We start from the raw sequence: 17,128 nt of genomic DNA, 5'->3' as shown, positions 1-17,128 counted from the left end.
ATCGGCTAGCCGATGCTTTTGCTTGTCCCCAGACTCTTAACGGGAAGCTTCCAATTATATGTGTAAGATAAAACCCTCAAAGCGGTAATGATGATAAACAAAGCATAAAGTTCAAACGGTGCTGAGGCGATTCCGAGTCCGACTGCGAAGCCGCAAAGGATAGCCCAGACAGCATAAATTTCAGATCGTAATACAAGCGGTTTTCTTCTTGCAAGAAGGTCGCGGACTATTCCACCGCCGCTTCCTGTCAATACTGCTGCCACAATTACAGCGCTTAAAGGATGATTCATTTCAGTTGCGTACAATGCTCCTTGGATGGCAAATGCGGATAATCCGATTGCGTCAGTGAAATTGCCCCACTTTTGCCAGTGTTTGAGCAGGTTGTTCGGGAACAGCATTACTGCTGTGATGGATAAAAGGGCAATCTGAAAAAATAACCCCTGTTCCCAGAGGGCAGAGACTGGAACGCCTATTAGCAGGTTTCGGATGGCCCCGCCGCCAAAAGCAGTAACAATCCCGAGGATATATACACCTAAAATATCATATTCTTCTTCCATGGCAACAATTGCACCGCTGACAGCGAAGGCAATAGTGCCAATCATACTTAAAACTTCCCATGTCATATGCCATTTCTCCTCATGATGCAAATCTCTATATCTATTTTTGTCCAATTTAAGAACAAACGTAAATTCTTTCCAAACAATATGATTTTAACACGGAAAAATAGAAATACAACCTTTTTTTATGTATTGGTGCAAAAGCCTATGATTAGCGGTGAGATTAGTATTTGACCAGGTTTTTTGTTATGATCAATTAAAATAAGACTATGAAAGAGGGATGCTGGTTGGAACAAAAGCCAGATTATGAAAAAGTCATTCTTGTCGGCTGCCATACTGAAGAAGATGATCAGCGGTTTGAATATTCAATGGAAGAATTGGAATCCTTAACGGAAACTGCCAACGGGAAAGTTTTAGCTTCGGTGACACAAAAAAGGGACCGGGTTCATCCGTCTACATATATAGGAAAAGGAAAAGTGGAGGAACTGGCTGCTCTTCAGGAAGAAATGGAATCAGATATTATCATTTTTAACGATGAGCTTTCACCAAGCCAGGTTCGAAACCTATCTGCAGAATTGGATGCGCGAATCATTGACCGCACACAGCTGATATTAGATATCTTCGCTCAAAGAGCACGCTCTAAAGAAGGGAAACTGCAGGTTGAATTGGCTCAATTGCAGTATTTGCTGCCGCGCCTGTCAGGCCAGGGTGTCCAGCTTTCAAGACTTGGAGGGGGAATCGGCACAAGGGGGCCGGGTGAGACCAAGCTTGAATCAGACCGCCGGCATATTCGCCGCCGTATTGATGATATTAAGGCCCAGCTTTCCGTCATTGTACAGCACCGGGACAGATATCGTGAACGGAGGAAGAAAAACAAAGCATTCCAAATTGCGCTTGTCGGCTATACAAACGCAGGGAAGTCCACGATTTTTAACAGGCTGTCTGAAGCAGATTCTTATGAAGAGAACCAGCTGTTCGCCACACTTGACCCAATGACCCGCAAGCTGATTTTGCCAAGCGGATTCATTACACTTGTAACAGATACAGTCGGATTTATCCAGGATTTGCCGACTACGCTGATTGCGGCATTCCGTTCCACCCTGGAAGAAGTAAAGGAAGCAGATCTCCTTCTTCATGTAGTCGATATGTCGAATCCAGATTATTACCAGCATGAGCAGACAGTCAATAAACTAATAGAAGATTTGGAAAATGATAAAATACCACAGCTGACGGTATATAATAAAAGAGATCTAAGGCATCCTGATTTTGTCCCGACCGCCAGGACAGAAACGATTCAAATCAGTGCCTTTGAAGAAGATGACCGCAATGAGCTGAAACGGAAAATCGAGCAGATGATCCTGGGGATGATGAAGCATTATCATGTTGAGGTGCCGTCGACAGAAGGGAAACTGCTGTCACAGCTCAAGAATGAAACCATCCTGAGGGAATTGTCATTTAATGAAGACAAAGAACTCTATGTCTGCAAGGGCTATTACCTCGAAGACCATCAGATCTCAGGACCTTTAACGAAATATACAGTATAGTTAGGAGAACATCATGTTTCAACAGTTATCGCAAGGAGAAAAGCTGCAGCCGATTGTAAAAGAAGTGGAGCAGCAAATTTCAGAAGTATTAAAGAACATTGATGAGCGGATTGATGAGAACCAATTCCGTGTATTAAAGAGTTTTCAAAATTTCAAAGTCAGCGACTCTCATTTCATTCCATCAACCGGTTACGGATACGATGATATCGGCAGGGATACATTGGAGGAAATATATGCAGAAGTATTCGGCGGGGAAGCCGGATTGGTGCGTCCTCAGATTATTTCAGGCACCCATGCCATTTCCATTGCACTCTTTGGCATATTGCGGCCGGGTGATGAATTGCTGTACATAACAGGCAAGCCCTATGACACACTGGAAGAAATCGTTGGAATCCGGGGATCTGGCAACGGCTCGCTGAAAGAGTTCGGCATTGGATACAATAGCATCCCGCTGAATGAAGATGGAAGCATCAATTACCCTGCGATTGAAAAAGCCATCAGGCCGAACACGAAAATGATTGGCATTCAGCGTTCTAAAGGATACGCAACAAGACCATCTTTCACAATTGAACTAATAGAAGAAATGATTCAGTTTGTAAAAGAAATTAAACCGGATGTGATTGTTTTTGTTGATAATTGTTATGGGGAGTTTGTAGAGGACAGGGAGCCTTGCCATGTTGGGGCAGACTTGATGGCCGGGTCGCTCATCAAGAACCCTGGCGGCGGGATTGCCAAGACAGGCGGTTATATTGTCGGGAAGAAGGAATGGGTGGAAGCCTGCTCCTACCGAATGACTTCACCGGGAATTGGTGCAGAAGCGGGTGCTTCCCTGTACAGCCTTCAGGAAATGTATCAGGGTTTTTTCCTTGCTCCACACGTTGTCGGCCAGGCGCTGAAAGGGGCTGTTTTTACAGCAGCACTGCTTGAGCGGCTCGGAATGAACTCCAACCCAAAGTGGGACAGTAATAGAACTGATTTAATTCAATCTGTTCAATTTGATGATAAAGAGAAAATGGTGGGGTTTTGCCAGGCGATTCAATTTGCATCACCTGTTAATTCCCACGTAACAGCCTACCCTGCTTATATGCCGGGGTATGAAGATGATGTCATTATGGCAGCTGGTACTTTTATCCAGGGTGCAAGCATTGAGCTGACTGCAGACGGACCGATAAGACCTCCATACGTTGCTTATGTCCAGGGCGGCCTTACCTATTCGCATGTGAAAATGGCTGTATGCATCGCATTGAACCAATTGCTGGAAAAGGGTTTAGTCCAAATAAATTAGGTGAATATAAGAGGGACAGCTACATAGTTAGTTGTCCCTCTCTTTTGCTTTACTGAGAATTATATGAAAATATGAAAGGAAAAAATTTTTTGAAAAAATCATGTTATAAAAACTAACATATTGTTGACAGATTATCTGACATTACATATAATAAATTCAAGAAGTAATTGAAAAGGGGGAGAAATAGTTGACTGGAAGCGAAATTCGCCGTTCCATGCCGCTTTTCCCAATTGGTACTGTTATGCAGCTGACTGACCTTACTGCCAGGCAGATTCGCTACTATGAAGAACACCAATTGATTTCTCCAGCTAGAACTGACGGAAATAGAAGGCTTTTTTCCTTAAATGACATCGATGTCCTTCTGGAAATCAAAGATTTAATTGATCAAGGCGTGAATATGGCCGGGATCAAGCAGCTATTTTTCGTTAAAGAACAGCAAGCGCTAACTGAAACCATGAATAAACAAGCTGAAAAAGCGAGACGCGATCTATCGGATGAAGAAATCCGGAAACTTCTACGCAAAGAAATTGTGCAGGCAGGGCGTTTTAATCGCTCTTCATCCCGGCAGGGCAACATCCACCGCTTTTTTCATTAACAAAGCCGTTTTTAAGCTCGTTGATAATGTCTTGGATTTCCGAGCGCGCATTAACAGAGCAAAAAATAAATTACTCATGTAAATTTAAGGGAGGAACTACCAGTGGCAAAGTTTACTAAAGAAGATATTAAACGTATTGCAGAAGAGGAAAATGTGAAATTTGTCCGTTTACAGTTTACGGATATCCTTGGGACAATTAAGAATGTGGAAATTCCAATCAGTCAGCTTGAAAAAGCGCTTGATAACAAAATGATGTTTGATGGATCTTCAATCGAAGGTTTCGTGCGCATTGAAGAGTCAGACATGAATCTATATCCAGACCTTGATACTTGGGTAGTATTTCCTTGGACTGCGGAAAAAGGCAAAGTGGCACGTCTGATTTGTGATATCTATAATCCGGATGGAACTCCATTCCTTGGCGATCCGCGCAGCAACCTTAAACGCATCCTTAAAGAAATGGAAGATCTTGGATACACTGATTTTAACTTAGGACCTGAACCGGAATTTTTCTTATTTAAGCTTGATCATGCAGGAGAGCCGACTCTGGAGCTGAACGACAATGGCGGATACTTCGATCTTGCTCCAACTGATCTTGGCGAAAACTGCCGCCGTGATATCGTACTTGAGCTTGAAGAAATGGGCTTTGAAATTGAAGCTTCCCACCATGAGGTTGCACCTGGCCAGCATGAAATCGACTTCAAGTATGCGGATGCTTTAACAGCTTGTGACCAAATTCAGACATTCAAGCTAGTGGTTAAAACGATTGCCCGCAAGCACGGCTTGCATGCGACCTTCATGCCGAAGCCATTATTCGGTGTCAGCGGATCAGGAATGCACTGCAATGTTTCACTATTCAAGGAGGGCAAAAATGCATTCTTCAATGAAACCGGCGATCTTCAATTAAGTGATGACGCCCGCCACTTTATTGCTGGTATCGTAAACCATGCAACTGCATTTACAGCTGTGACAAACCCTATCGTTAACTCATACAAGCGTCTGGTTCCTGGTTATGAAGCACCTTGCTATGTTGCGTGGTCTGCTCAAAACCGTTCACCTCTCATCCGTATCCCTGCTTCCCGCGGAGTAAGTACACGTGTTGAGGTGCGGAGCGTTGACCCTGCTGCAAACCCATACCTTGCTATGGCCGTATTATTAAAAGCAGGCCTGGACGGAATCAAAAATAAAATGACTCCTCCTGCTCCAGTGGACCGCAATATTTATGTCATGACAAAAGAAGAGCGTGAGGAAGAGGGAATCAAGGATCTGCCTCCTACATTGGCAGCAGCCCTTGAAGAGCTTAAGAGAGATGAGGTAATTGTTTCTGCTCTTGGCGACCACATTTTCGAACATTTCATTGAAGCGAAAGAAATCGAGTGGGATATGTTCCGTACGCAAGTGCATCCATGGGAGCGCGAGCAGTACCTGAGCATGTACTAAAAAAATATGAAAAACCCCTGGCTGATAAAGCCAGGGGTTTTTTATTATGAAAAATGCAAAAACCCCGTTTTCAATTGAACGAGGTTTTAACTAATTTCTATCTCTGCATCTCTCTATTCTTTATGTCTTATTTTTAAGAAATCGAGACATGTCAGCAATGCATCTCCTCCAAATCCTGCAATCACCGCCAGAAGAACTACCTTTAAGGCAGAGTCAGGATCTGAAGATACGACCAAAAAAACAGCCGCTAAAGCCCCCATAATTACCTCTTCAAAGACCCCCAGATAGATGAATTTCTTTGTCCTTCTGGGTTTAACCATTTTGCCTTCTTTCCGAATATGTCCAACGACACCAACCAGCCCACCAATCAACAAAGCGAAGGTAATGTTCAAAAACATCTTTACTTCACACTCCTAAAGTCGAGATTTTGGACAAGCGACCTTAGGTTGATTCTCGGTGTATTACCATTATATAGAAAGTGGCTATAAAATAATATGCATAAAAATACCGAATTTTCTGAACAATAAATTAGTCATACATGACTGTAACATTATGCTAAAAGAAAGGTATCAGTTACTTTTGTAGGATTTAACTGATAGTACCAGGTAATAGGAACTGATAACCTTCTTAAAATTGGAAAAAACAAAAAGCAGGCAGAGATGCCTGCTTTTAATCCATCTATTAATGCATATGACGGTATACGCCTATAACCTTGCCAAGAATAGAAACATTGCGGAGGATAATTGGTTCCATTGTCGAGTTTTCCGGCTGCAGACGGATAAAGTCTTTTTCTTTAAAGAATCTCTTGACAGTTGCTTCATCTTCCTCTGTCATGGCAACCACGATATCCCCATTATTGGCAGTGCTCTGCTGTTTGACGATTACATAGTCTCCATCAAGGATTCCTGCTTCAATCATACTTTCGCCCATGATTTCAAGCATGAATACATGCTCGTCAGCAGGTGCCATTCTTTCCGGAAGAGGGAAATATTCTTCAACATTCTCAATTGCCGTTATCGGCTGCCCTGCAGTTACTTTACCGACGATCGGAACATTGACTGCGCTGACCTTGGGGATGTTAGAAGCCTCGTCCAAATCTAGAATCTCAATGGCGCGTGGTTTAGTAGGATCTCTCCGGATCAGTCCTTTGCTCTCAAGCCTAGCCAGATGACCGTGAACGGTCGAGCTTGAAGCCAGGCCGACTGCTTCACCGATTTCCCTTACTGAAGGGGGATATCCCCTCAATTTAACTTCTTCTTTTATAAACTCTAATATATCTTGCTGTCTTTTTGATAATTTCACCATCTATACGCACCTCGTATGTGTTTTTTATTGTCTCAATTATAGCATCAATTACCATATGATACAAACATAAGTTCGAATTTATGTTGACACAAAACAAATGTTCGGTCTATAATGAAATCGATAAATACGAACATATATTCTTTCGAGGTGGTATATTTTGCTGAACAAATTGTGGAAATCATATTCTTATGCTATTATTCTCTTCGTTTTAAGCTTGGCAGCATCTTTTATATTGCTCGTGCTCATAGAAACACCTGATACGGAAAAGTTTGTGAAAGTCACTGTTGCAGAAGGTGATACTTTATGGAAGATTGCTGAAAATTTTTCTTCTGAGCATTCTCTGTCTACAGATCAATTTATAAATTGGGTAGAACAAAATAATGGGATAGCAGCTGGAAGGATTTTTCCGGGTGATGAAATTGTTATTCCAGTAAAAGCCCTGCATGACCAGCCATATAAAGAGCTTGCCAGTTCAGACCTTAACGAATAAGGAGAAGTTATGAAAGCAATAATTTACTGCAGAGTTAGTACAACAAAGGATACTCAGGAAACGTCCCTTTCAAGACAGGAAGAAGAGCTTTTGAACCTGGCAGAAAAGCATAGCTTTGAAGTAGTCAAGGTCATACGCGAACAGGCCAGCGGATACGACCTTGAGAGAGACGGTATATTGGAACTTTTAGACTTAATTAAAAAAAAGGATATTAAGGTTGTTCTCATCCAGGATGAAACCAGGCTGGGGAGGGGGAATGCCAAGATTGCGATTCTCCATTGCATCTTTAAAGAAGAAGTCCAGTTATACAGCATCTCGAATAACGGAAAGCTGGAGCTTTCGGAATCAGATTCGATGGTGCTGAGCATCGTAGGAATGGTAGAGGAGTATCAGAGAAAGCTGCATAACATCAAAATCAGACGCGGCATGCAGCGCGCTGTTGATAAAGGATACAGGCCCGAGAAAAACCTAAGTAATCAGGGAGCAAATGGCGGCAGGGAAAGAATAGAGGTGCCAATAGAGGAAATTGTCCGGCTGAGGAAAAACGAGTTAACGTTTGCTGAAATTGCTGCTACGCTTAGGGGGTTTGGCTATAATATTTCCAAAGCAACTGTTCATAGAAGGTATAAAGAACATATTGATTCACTTGCTGAGTAGGGCACTTTTCTTGTCAAAAGTGCTCATTTTTAGTATGATGGCATTTGAGTTTCAGTATTGTTCCATGTCTGAAGCTGATGTATAATAAAAACTTCCATCGGAATTATTCAAAGGTAAACTTTTGATATAAAGGAGTTTTAATAAATGCTGCCTAAACAAAAACTTGCCCGAATTAATGAACTGGCAAAGAAGGCCAAGGAATCCGGACTAACAGAAGCAGAAGCGAAGGAACAGACGTCGCTGCGCAAAGAGTATTTGGAGACTTTCCGCTCTGGTATGTTAAACACGCTGAAAGGCGTTACAATCGTTGACCCGAAAGGAAACGATGTAACTCCGAAAAAGCTGAAAGAATTCCAAAATAAAAACCGCCTTCACTAATACTATAATTGCAAGGGATACACTGTGCTGTATTCCTTCTTTTAATAGAGGAGATGGCATTACTGTTCTATCTCCGCTTTTTTTACATATGCCGGGTCTTTTTGTGTCAATATAGTAACAAACCGGCTTTTTTTGTCCTTTACCTGACCCTATTGGTTGTGAAAAAAAGGGACACCCGATAATATTAAAAGAGTGAAGAATTACTACTCGAAAGGATGTATTGAATGTTTAATCACACAGATGAACTATCCATCAGTTCCATTCGTACTTTATCAATCGACGCCATTGAAAAGGCGAACTCCGGCCATCCGGGCATGCCAATGGGAGCTGCTCCAATGGCATATACACTTTGGACACGCTTCATGAACCACAATCCGAAAAATCCAGAATGGTTCAATCGTGACCGTTTTGTCCTTTCTGCCGGACATGGCTCTATGCTTTTATACAGCCTTCTTCATCTTTCCGGCTATGATGTTTCCATGAATGATATTAAAGAGTTTAGACAGTGGGGAAGCAAGACGCCCGGCCACCCTGAATTCGGCCATACACCTGGTGTTGACGCAACAACAGGCCCATTAGGACAAGGTATTGCTATGGCTGTAGGTATGGCGATGGCTGAACGCCACCTGGCTGCAACATACAATAAAGACAACTTCAATGTTGTTGATCATTATACATACAGCATCTGCGGAGACGGAGACCTTATGGAAGGCGTATCGGCTGAAGCTGCTTCCCTTGCTGGGCACTTGAAGCTGGGCAGATTGGTTGTTCTTTATGATTCAAATGATATCTCACTTGATGGAGACCTTGATAAGTCTTTCTCTGAAAGTGTTGAACAGCGCTTCAAGTCATACGGCTGGCAGTACATCCGTGTAGAAGACGGCAATGATCTTCACGATATCGCAAAAGCAATTGAAGAAGCGAAACAGGATGAAAGCCGCCCGACAATGATCGAAGTGAAAACAGTCATTGGCTACGGTTCTCCAAACAAATCAGGCAAATCTGATGTTCACGGCGCCCCTCTTGGTGCTGATGAATTGAAATTAACAAAAGAAGCTTATAAATGGACATTTGAAGAAGACTTCCATGTTCCACAGGAAGTATATGATCACTTTAAGCAGCAAGTTGTTGAAAATGGTACGAAAAAGCAGCAGGAATGGGAAGACCTTTTTGCTCAATACAAAGAATTTCATCCTGAGTTAGGGAAACAGCTGGAGCAGGCGATCAATGGTGAGCTTACTGAAGGCTGGGATAAAGACATCCCAGTTTATGAAGAAGGAAAGAGCCTTGCAAGCCGCGCTTCTTCCGGAGAAGTGCTAAATGCTATCGCTCAGAACCTGCCTTCATTCTTTGGCGGTTCTGCTGACCTTGCAGGCTCCAACAAAACAATGATAAAAGGAACGGGTGACTTTACGGCTGAATCATTTGATGGCCGCAACATCTGGTTCGGTGTACGTGAATTTGCAATGGGCGCTGCTTTGAATGGAATGGCGCTTCACGGCGGATTAAAAGTATTCGGCGGAACATTCTTCGTGTTCTCTGATTACCTTCGCCCGGCAATTCGTCTGGCTGCTCTTATGAACCTGCCTGTAACGTATGTATTCACACATGACAGTATCGCTGTCGGTGAAGACGGCCCAACGCATGAGCCTGTAGAACAGCTTGCTGCATTGCGTGCAATGCCAAACCTATCTGTTGTCCGCCCTGCTGACGGAAACGAAACAGCAGCTGCCTGGAAAACAGCAATTGAATCAACAAACAAGCCAACTGCATTAGTATTGACCCGTCAAAACCTTCCTACCTTAAAAGGAACGGATTCAGAGGCATACGAAGGTGTACAAAAAGGTGCTTATGTTGTTTCACCAGCCTCCAACAGCAATGCGGATGTATTATTGCTTGCTGCAGGATCAGAAGTCAGCCTCGCAGTTGAAGCTCAAAAAGCGCTTGAGGGCGAAGGCATCCATGCATCTGTAGTAAGCATGCCTGCCTGGGACCGCTTTGAAGCACAAACAAAAGAGTACAAAGAAAGCGTGATTCCTAAGACAGTCAAGAAACGTCTTGCCATTGAAATGGGATCTTCACTTGGCTGGCACCGCTATGCGGGAGACGAAGGCGATGTTCTTGCCATCGATACCTTCGGCGCATCTGCACCAGGTGAAAAAATTATGGAAGAATACGGATTCACAGTAGACAACGTTGTAGCACGCGTGAAAGCATTGCTGCAGGGATAATGATAACCGGGAAGGGAGAGCTGAGAAGCTCTCCCTTTTTTTATACCATTAAAGATAGGGGTGAGCTTAGAAGGACTATGCAGCCCAAAAGGAAGCGGAAGGAAAAGAAAAGGTCGCCACAAAGCAAGCCGTCATCAAAAAACAAGATTACGATTAATCAAATCGGGGAATATGCAATAGTGAATATTTGTAAAAGAATCAAACAACAGATGTTCTTCCACCAAGAATCCTCATAATCAACTGAATTCTTCGCTTTCGACAAAATTAGTGAAAGTTTTTAACATCTTCAGACACATTCCTTAAAATCGTTTACTTATAATTGAAAGAAATGGATTGTCCCGGAAGGAGGGGCCAGATGAGAGCTTATCAATTGTATTTAATAGAAGATGAATTTGCGTCCCATTATTTTGGCAGAGAGCGGATGTTTTTTCAGTTGTTTGAAGAGTATGAGCGTTCGTCAGGTGAAATGAAGTCTATTCTATCGAAGCAAATTGATTTTGTGACTAAGCCAATCCCGGGTTTGAAAGTGCATAAATATATCCACCAGCAGCTGCAGCGAAAAAAGGACTTTATCATAGAAAAAAGTGCATACTATATAGAGATGAGCAAGAGAAGCAGAGCAAAGCTTGAAGTTTTTGAACGGAGCCTGGTTTTAGAAGCGGCCGGCAGCTATGAGGCAGAGACAGTTTTTTTCGAAGTGCTGCGAAAAAGCGAGTCTTCCTTTCTGGCTGTTGACCTCCAGCATAAGCGCTATGGGTGGCTAAAACCGATAAAAGAGAGAAAATTCGTCTAAAATTAAGAGAAAAACTGAAGCAAATATTGTATAATAACCTTTGGTCTAGTACACTGTATGATAGACAACATGAAGGAGGAAGTTAGTATGGGTATGTACATTCTAGTTGGTGTACTGGCGCTTCTTGCCGGTGTAGCACTAGGATTTTTCATTGCTCGAAAATATATGATGAGCTACCTTGAGAAAAATCCGCCAATTAATGAACAAATGCTTAAAATGATGATGATGCAAATGGGCATGAAGCCATCTCAAAAGAAGATCAACCAAATGATGAATGCCATGAACAAGCAGACTGGCAAGTAATCAGGGACAAGAATCCCATCGGAAACCACTTTTCTGTTACAATAACAGAAAGGTGGTTTTTTTATTTTCAAAATGAAACCTTCTTTGAAACAGACCGTATATATACTATGACAAATCATGAAAGGAACGAGCAAATGAAAAAAGTAATTCTAATAGGGTTCCTTACCGTTTCCATGTTTTTAAGCGGCTGTTCCGTTCTGGGTGAAGTGAATAATTCCATTGACTATGTTAATGTAGCGACTGAGCATATCAATACATTAAGCGACTTTGCCGAAGAGGCGCCTCAAATGATTCAGGATGCGGCAGCAGATCCGGCAATGGAGCAGGAACTTGAAGACAGATTGTTGACACTTAAGCAGGAAGTTGAAGAATTTATCGCCATTCAGGACATCCCAACCTTGGCAGAGGATATTCATCAGGAACTTGTGATCCAGAATGAAGCACTTCTGGCAGAGATCAATAAAGTATTAGAGAGAGGCAGCCTTGCATTGGATCAGCTGGAAAATTCAGAGCTGTTCACTACGATTAATGAGGCCACAAGCCTGATAAACCGCATAGAAGCATTAGGGCAATAAAGCATCCATCCGGGTGCTTTTTTATTGTGGGAAAAATCTTCCTTATTTTCTCAATATTTGATAAACTATTTAAGCTATTATGGATTTCGGAGGATGGGGTATGAAGGTCTTTTTGGATTTAATGTGGTTTTTTAAACAGGAGAAGAAGGCTTATGTAAACGGAATTATTCTGCTGTTATTTGTGGCGCTGCTGCAGCTGGTACCTCCAAAGGTAGTTGGAATGGTTGTTGATTCGATTAAAAATGGCGAGCTGACTGCAAAAGCATTATTAATGTGGATTGGACTTCTTGCTGTTGTTGCCCTCATGATGTATGTGCTCCGCTATTACTGGCGGATTATGATTTTCGGTTCAGCAGTAAAGCTGTCCAAACTCCTGCGCAACAGACTTTATCAGCATTTTACGAATATGTCACAGTCCTTCTACCAGAAAAAGCGGGTGGGGGATTTAATGGCCCATGCGACAAATGATCTGCAGGCAATTCAGCAGACAGCAGGAGCCGGGGTCCTCACTTTTGTCGATTCGATGGCAACAGGCGGCTTCGTTATCATTGCCATGGCGGCAACTATCAGCTGGAAGCTGACGCTAATCTGTTTGATTCCTATGCCCTTCATGGCACTTCTCACGAGCTGGTACGGAACACTCCTTCATAAGCGGTTCCACAAAGCACAGGAGGCTTTTTCTTCACTGAATGACAAAACTCAGGAAAGTGTTTCAGGAATTAAAGTGATTAAAACATTCGGCCAGGAAAAAGAAGATATTGAAGATTTTCGCAGGCAGTCTGAAGATGTAGTGCAAAAGAACATTTCTGTTGCTAAGGTTGATTCTTTGTTTGATCCGACGATCAGCATTATTGTAGGGATTTCTTTCTTCCTGTCTATTGCATTTGGATCAAGATATGTTATTGCAGGAGAGCTGACAATCGGGCAGCTGGTTTCATTTACAACATACTTGGGTCTCCTGATTTGGCCAATGCTGGCTTTTGGCTGGCTGTTCAACATTGTCGAGAGAGGCCGGGCCTCTTTTGATCGAGTTTCTGCTCTTCTTGCAGAAGAAATCGATATAAAGGATGATGAGACTGGCATCAATGAAGTTCCAAGCGGTGATATTGAGTACAAGATTGAGGAGTTCGCCTATCCGGGTGAACAGGAAAGGCTGCTAAAGGATATTCATTTTAGACTGGAAAGAGGAGAGACTCTCGGCATAGCAGGTAAAACTGGTGCGGGCAAAACCACACTTCTGAAGCTTTTGTTTCGAGAGTTTGAAGGCTATAAAGGGGAAATTCTTTTTGCAGGACATCCTATCAGCCGCTATAAAATCGGAAAGCTGAGAGAAGCGATTGGATATGTCCCGCAGGAGCACTTCCTGTTCTCTGCCGCTGTTGCTGAAAATATAGCTTTCACGAGGCCGGATGCAGACATTGAAGATATTTATGCGGCTGCGAAACTGGCCAATATCCATGGTGATATTCTCGAATTTACAGAAGGTTATAATACTGTTGCAGGCGAGAGAGGGGTCTCCCTTTCCGGAGGGCAGAAGCAGCGTATTTCCATTGCGCGAGCACTTATGATGAATCCGGAAGTATTGATTTTAGATGACTCCCTTTCTGCTGTTGATGCCAAAACTGAGGAAGCGATTCTTACTTCATTACGGGCTGAGCGGGCTGGCAAGACAACGATTATTACTGCTCACCGGCTGAGTGCCATTCAGCATGCGAATCTCATATTGGTGCTGGATGAAGGAAGAATTGTTCAGAGAGGAACACATGATGAACTAATGGCTGAAGAAGGCTGGTATAAGAATATGTATCTGCGGCAGCAGCTGGAAGAGCTTGTAGAGCATGGGGGATAAGACAATGGAAAAGTCACCGATTATGAAGGGAAAAGAGCAGCGGAAGGTCCTTTTCCGGTTGCTTTCCTATACAAAACCGCATAAGAAAACAATCACACTTGCCTTCAGTCTGCTTCTGTTAACAACGATTGGAGACATACTGGGTCCGATTCTTGTCAAAATTTTTATCGATGATTATTTAACAACTGGAAATCTGGTTTTTGAGCCATTATTTGTCCTCGGTGCAGCCTATCTGGGCATTCAGATCATGAATGTGCTGGTATCCTATTTTCAGCTGCTCAAATTTCAGGAAATCGCGCTGAAAATCATTCAGCAGCTGCGTGTGGATGTTTTTTCAAAGGTACAGTCACTGGGCTTGAAGTACTTTGATAAAACACCTGCGGGAAGTATTGTTTCTCGGGTTACCAATGATACAGAGGCGATTAAAGATATGTTTGTCAGTGTCCTGGTTACCTTCATTCAGGGTGCCTTCCTGCTGACGGGAATCTTTGTGGCAATGTTTATCCTGAATGTAAAGCTTGCCCTGTTTTGTCTGGTAATTCTCCCGATTCTTTTTATGATCATCCGAACTTACCGCAAATACAGCTCTGTTTTCTATAAGGACCTAAGGGAGAGGCTGAGTGAGCTGAATGCAAAACTGAGTGAATCACTTCAGGGAATGTCGATCATCCAGGTATTCAGACAGGAAAAAAGGCTGCGTAAGGAATTTGGCGATATCAATGAACAGCATTACCAAGCGGGTATGCGCAATATCAAAATGGATGGGCTGCTGTTAAGGCCGGCCATTGACCTTGTGTATGTTCTTGCACTTATTATTGTATTGAGCTTCTTTGGCATTTCTTCTTTTAACAGTCCGATCGAAATCGGTGTGCTGTATGCCTTTGTCAGCTATCTGGACCGCTTTTTTGAGCCTGTGAATCAGATCATGATGAGGCTTTCCATGTATCAGCAGGCAATTATTGCCGCTTCAAGAGCGTTTGCTCTGCTGGACGAAAAGGAACTTGCTCCGGCACAGGAGGATAAACTGTCTGATGGAATCAAGGAGGGAGAGATTGAGTTCAGGAACCTCAGCTTCTCCTATGACGGCAAACGGGATGTATTGAAAAATATTTCTTTTACAGCCAAACCGGGCGAAACCGTTGCCCTGGTTGGCCATACCGGCAGCGGAAAGAGCTCAATCATTAATTTAATGATGCGATTCTATGAATATGAGCGCGGCGATATTCTGATTGACGGAAAAAGCATTAAGTCTTATCCAGCGGAAGAATTGCGCAAGAAGATGGGGCTCGTCCTTCAGGATCCTTTCCTTTTTTACGGGACAATTGAGGATAACATCAGACTTCATAGTAATGAATTGACAGATGAAGAGATTAAAGCTGCGGCACAGTTTGTTCAGGCTCATACATTCATAGATAAGCTGGAAGACGGATATGAGCATGCAGTGGTTGAGCGTGGTTCGACTTTTTCCAGCGGGCAAAGACAGCTTATTGCCTTTGCAAGGACGATTGCTGCCAATCCTAAAATTCTTGTGCTGGATGAAGCAACAGCCAATATAGATACAGAAACAGAGGAAGCGATTCAAACCGCACTGGAAAAAATGCGGAAGGGCCGCACGACGATTGCGATTGCTCATCGATTGTCTACGATACAGGATGCTGAACTGATTCTCGTTCTTCATCAGGGGGAAATAGTAGAAAGAGGAACGCACCAGGAATTGCTTGCAATGCGGGGATTGTATCATAAAATGTATCTGCTGCAGAATGGAACTCCTGAAAAAGTGGAGGATGCTGTAGGGTAATAGAAAAGACGTGTGAATGGCCACACGTCTTTTCGTCTCTTAAAAGGAGTAGGTTTCTCCGTCTTCAGGCACTAACAGTTGATCGGAAAAGCCTTTATCTTTACTATAGCTTTTTAACTCTTCCTTTGATAGTGTCCAATGGTTGACCGCCTCCATATGGACAGAAATAATCCTGGCATCCGGGGCAGCTTTGGAAACTTCATAGATATCCTCTTTCCCCATAACAAGCGAGCCGCCTTCAAGAAACTGGTTATCTCCGCCATTCACAACAATGACTTCAGGGCTGTGAGTTTCAATGACCTCCTGTACAGAATCATACCAAACTGTATCTCCTGCAACATAAAGTGTTTTTTCACTGTGATGGTTGAAGACCACTCCACAAACCAGACCGGCCAGTTTTAAAATTTCGCCCCTGCCATGGTTGCCCTTTGTTTTTATTAGTTGGATATCTTCAAAGACAGTATTCTCATGGAGGACTTCAATATTATTAAAACCTGCATTTTTTACTTCAGCAGCATCTTCTTCATTTTGCACAAACATTTTAGTGTCCTTTGGTAATGATTTTTTGGCTGCATCATCAAAGTGGTCTAAATGCAGGTGGGTAACTATCACTGCATCTACATTGTGAATAATTTCATCAATGGAAACTGGAAGCTCTGTTAAAGGATTGTTTTGATCTTGCCTTAATGAATTTGGAAAAGGCGGGTAAGTCTCTTTTTCGGCTAAAAAAGGGTCAATTAAAAATTTCTTCCCTGCATAATGGACAACTAGTGTAGCGTTGCGGATTTGCTGTATATTCATAAAAATGTACTCCTTTTCTTTGATTTATGTATAGTTTATACTAAGACCCATTGGCACTAACATAGATAAAATCAAGTCTTTTTGCCGTTTAACTTGAAAAGTGAAAGGAGTTGAAAAAATGCTGGATCACACGGATCAGCGTATTTTGGAAGAGCTCTCCAAAAACAGCCGGATCACCATGAAGGAGCTAGGGGAGAAAGTCCATTTAACTGGCCAGGCAGCCGCAACAAGAGTGGCAAAATTAGAAGATCAGGGCGTTATTGAAGGATACACAATCAAGGTGAACCAGGAGAAATTAGGGTATTCCATCCATACTTTTATTACGGTTATTACTCAAAGTATGAATCATCAGCCGTATCTGACATTTGTTAAAACACAGAAGGAAATCATACATAATTATAAAATCAGCGGAGACGGCTGTTATCTGATTGAATGCAAATTCCCGTCTAATGAACGGTTAGATCAATTTTTAACAGACTTGAATAAGCATGCAAATTATAAATTAACGATAGTCATTAATAAATAACTGC

At 42.6% G+C, this 17,128-nt stretch carries 18 protein-coding genes; 14 read left to right on the top strand and 4 right to left on the bottom strand.

Features of this window, described 5'->3' with window-relative positions; all coding sequences use genetic code 11:
* Positions 1-5: 5 nt before the first annotated feature.
* Entirely contained in the window at positions 6-623 is a 618-nt protein-coding gene (locus NYE23_RS11405; protein WP_341077935.1) for a trimeric intracellular cation channel family protein, read from the bottom strand.
* A gap of 221 nt (positions 624-844) precedes the next feature.
* Between NYE23_RS11405 and hflX the strand changes: the two genes are divergently transcribed.
* The 4 genes from hflX (at position 845) to glnA (ending at position 5,418) form a co-directional block, all read left to right on the top strand.
* On the top strand, positions 845-2,101 hold the full coding sequence (gene hflX / locus NYE23_RS11400; protein ID WP_341077933.1) for a GTPase HflX: 1,257 nt from the start codon (positions 845-847) through the stop codon (positions 2,099-2,101).
* A gap of 13 nt (positions 2,102-2,114) precedes the next feature.
* Positions 2,115-3,386: a methionine gamma-lyase family protein gene (locus NYE23_RS11395; RefSeq protein WP_341077931.1), complete on the top strand. Its 1,272-nt coding sequence runs from the start codon at positions 2,115-2,117 to the stop codon at positions 3,384-3,386.
* Positions 3,387-3,573: 187 nt separating this feature from the next.
* Positions 3,574-3,981, top strand: a complete 408-nt coding sequence (locus tag NYE23_RS11390; RefSeq protein ID WP_061792612.1) for a MerR family transcriptional regulator — start codon at positions 3,574-3,576, stop codon at positions 3,979-3,981.
* 102 nt (positions 3,982-4,083) lie between these two features.
* The gene (gene glnA / locus NYE23_RS11385) at positions 4,084-5,418 is read left to right on the top strand and encodes a type I glutamate--ammonia ligase (protein ID WP_341077929.1); all 1,335 of its coding nucleotides are present in this window, start codon (positions 4,084-4,086) and stop codon (positions 5,416-5,418) included.
* A gap of 113 nt (positions 5,419-5,531) precedes the next feature.
* Here the strand turns inward: glnA and NYE23_RS11380 are convergent, their stop codons facing one another.
* Both NYE23_RS11380 and lexA read right to left on the bottom strand, forming a co-directional pair.
* The gene (locus NYE23_RS11380; RefSeq protein ID WP_009330566.1) at positions 5,532-5,816 is read right to left on the bottom strand and encodes a DUF4257 domain-containing protein; all 285 of its coding nucleotides are present in this window, start codon (positions 5,814-5,816) and stop codon (positions 5,532-5,534) included.
* 283 nt (positions 5,817-6,099) lie between these two features.
* Entirely contained in the window at positions 6,100-6,723 is a 624-nt protein-coding gene (gene lexA, locus NYE23_RS11375; protein ID WP_048008928.1) for a transcriptional repressor LexA, read from the bottom strand.
* 157 nt (positions 6,724-6,880) lie between these two features.
* Between lexA and yneA the strand changes: the two genes are divergently transcribed.
* The 9 genes from yneA (at position 6,881) to NYE23_RS11330 (ending at position 15,797) form a co-directional block, all read left to right on the top strand.
* The gene (yneA, locus tag NYE23_RS11370; protein ID WP_341077928.1) at positions 6,881-7,213 is read left to right on the top strand and encodes a cell division suppressor protein YneA; all 333 of its coding nucleotides are present in this window, start codon (positions 6,881-6,883) and stop codon (positions 7,211-7,213) included.
* A gap of 9 nt (positions 7,214-7,222) precedes the next feature.
* Positions 7,223-7,870, top strand: coding sequence for a YneB family resolvase-like protein (locus tag NYE23_RS11365; protein WP_341077925.1), 648 nt, complete (start codon positions 7,223-7,225; stop codon positions 7,868-7,870).
* A 144-nt stretch (positions 7,871-8,014) separates the two neighbouring features.
* A complete protein-coding gene (locus tag NYE23_RS11360) occupies positions 8,015-8,248 on the top strand; it encodes a DUF896 domain-containing protein (RefSeq protein ID WP_009330562.1) in 234 nt (77 codons plus the stop codon).
* Between the two features lie 224 nt (positions 8,249-8,472).
* The gene (gene tkt / locus NYE23_RS11355; RefSeq protein ID WP_341077924.1) at positions 8,473-10,479 is read left to right on the top strand and encodes a transketolase; all 2,007 of its coding nucleotides are present in this window, start codon (positions 8,473-8,475) and stop codon (positions 10,477-10,479) included.
* A gap of 355 nt (positions 10,480-10,834) precedes the next feature.
* Entirely contained in the window at positions 10,835-11,272 is a 438-nt protein-coding gene (sirA, locus tag NYE23_RS11350) for a sporulation inhibitor of replication protein SirA (RefSeq protein ID WP_341077922.1), read from the top strand.
* A gap of 87 nt (positions 11,273-11,359) precedes the next feature.
* On the top strand, positions 11,360-11,575 hold the full coding sequence (locus tag NYE23_RS11345; protein WP_009330559.1) for a YneF family protein: 216 nt from the start codon (positions 11,360-11,362) through the stop codon (positions 11,573-11,575).
* A 134-nt stretch (positions 11,576-11,709) separates the two neighbouring features.
* Positions 11,710-12,150 carry a DUF6376 family protein gene (locus NYE23_RS11340; RefSeq protein ID WP_341077917.1) on the top strand — a complete coding sequence of 147 codons (441 nt, stop codon included), beginning with the start codon at positions 11,710-11,712 and terminating at the stop codon, positions 12,148-12,150.
* A gap of 100 nt (positions 12,151-12,250) precedes the next feature.
* Positions 12,251-13,999 (top strand): ABC transporter transmembrane domain-containing protein, encoded by a 1,749-nt coding sequence (locus tag NYE23_RS11335; RefSeq protein WP_341077915.1) that lies wholly within the window; start codon positions 12,251-12,253, stop codon positions 13,997-13,999.
* A gap of 4 nt (positions 14,000-14,003) precedes the next feature.
* Positions 14,004-15,797, top strand: a complete 1,794-nt coding sequence (locus tag NYE23_RS11330) for an ABC transporter ATP-binding protein (protein ID WP_341077912.1) — start codon at positions 14,004-14,006, stop codon at positions 15,795-15,797.
* A gap of 39 nt (positions 15,798-15,836) precedes the next feature.
* On the opposite strand, the gene NYE23_RS11325 is transcribed toward NYE23_RS11330, so the two are convergent.
* A complete protein-coding gene (locus tag NYE23_RS11325) occupies positions 15,837-16,598 on the bottom strand; it encodes an MBL fold metallo-hydrolase (protein ID WP_341077911.1) in 762 nt (253 codons plus the stop codon).
* Between the two features lie 118 nt (positions 16,599-16,716).
* On the opposite strand from NYE23_RS11325, the gene NYE23_RS11320 reads away from it, so the two are divergent.
* Positions 16,717-17,124, top strand: coding sequence for an Lrp/AsnC family transcriptional regulator (locus tag NYE23_RS11320; protein ID WP_341077909.1), 408 nt, complete (start codon positions 16,717-16,719; stop codon positions 17,122-17,124).
* Positions 17,125-17,128 lie beyond the last annotated feature (4 nt).

The sequence above is a fragment of the Cytobacillus sp. FSL H8-0458 genome, from assembly GCF_038002165.1.
Classification (GTDB): domain Bacteria; phylum Bacillota; class Bacilli; order Bacillales; family Cytobacillaceae; genus Cytobacillus.
Note: the sequence above shows the minus strand (reverse complement) of the source record. Positions and strands in the feature narration are given on the sequence as shown.

Coding starts and splice junctions, on each gene's coding strand:
- NYE23_RS11405 (WP_341077935.1), bottom strand. CDS start 623: ATGACATGGGAAGTTTTAAGTATGATTGGCACTATTGCCTTCGCTGTC.
- NYE23_RS11395 (WP_341077931.1), top strand. CDS start 2,115: ATGTTTCAACAGTTATCGCAAGGAGAAAAGCTGCAGCCGATTGTAAAA.
- NYE23_RS11380 (WP_009330566.1), bottom strand. CDS start 5,816: ATGTTTTTGAACATTACCTTCGCTTTGTTGATTGGTGGGCTGGTTGGT.
- lexA (WP_048008928.1), bottom strand. CDS start 6,723: ATGGTGAAATTATCAAAAAGACAGCAAGATATATTAGAGTTTATAAAA.
- NYE23_RS11365 (WP_341077925.1), top strand. CDS start 7,223: ATGAAAGCAATAATTTACTGCAGAGTTAGTACAACAAAGGATACTCAG.
- NYE23_RS11360 (WP_009330562.1), top strand. CDS start 8,015: ATGCTGCCTAAACAAAAACTTGCCCGAATTAATGAACTGGCAAAGAAG.
- tkt (WP_341077924.1), top strand. CDS start 8,473: ATGTTTAATCACACAGATGAACTATCCATCAGTTCCATTCGTACTTTA.
- sirA (WP_341077922.1), top strand. CDS start 10,835: ATGAGAGCTTATCAATTGTATTTAATAGAAGATGAATTTGCGTCCCAT.
- NYE23_RS11345 (WP_009330559.1), top strand. CDS start 11,360: ATGGGTATGTACATTCTAGTTGGTGTACTGGCGCTTCTTGCCGGTGTA.
- NYE23_RS11340 (WP_341077917.1), top strand. CDS start 11,710: ATGAAAAAAGTAATTCTAATAGGGTTCCTTACCGTTTCCATGTTTTTA.
- NYE23_RS11335 (WP_341077915.1), top strand. CDS start 12,251: ATGAAGGTCTTTTTGGATTTAATGTGGTTTTTTAAACAGGAGAAGAAG.
- NYE23_RS11330 (WP_341077912.1), top strand. CDS start 14,004: ATGGAAAAGTCACCGATTATGAAGGGAAAAGAGCAGCGGAAGGTCCTT.
- NYE23_RS11325 (WP_341077911.1), bottom strand. CDS start 16,598: ATGAATATACAGCAAATCCGCAACGCTACACTAGTTGTCCATTATGCA.
- NYE23_RS11320 (WP_341077909.1), top strand. CDS start 16,717: ATGCTGGATCACACGGATCAGCGTATTTTGGAAGAGCTCTCCAAAAAC.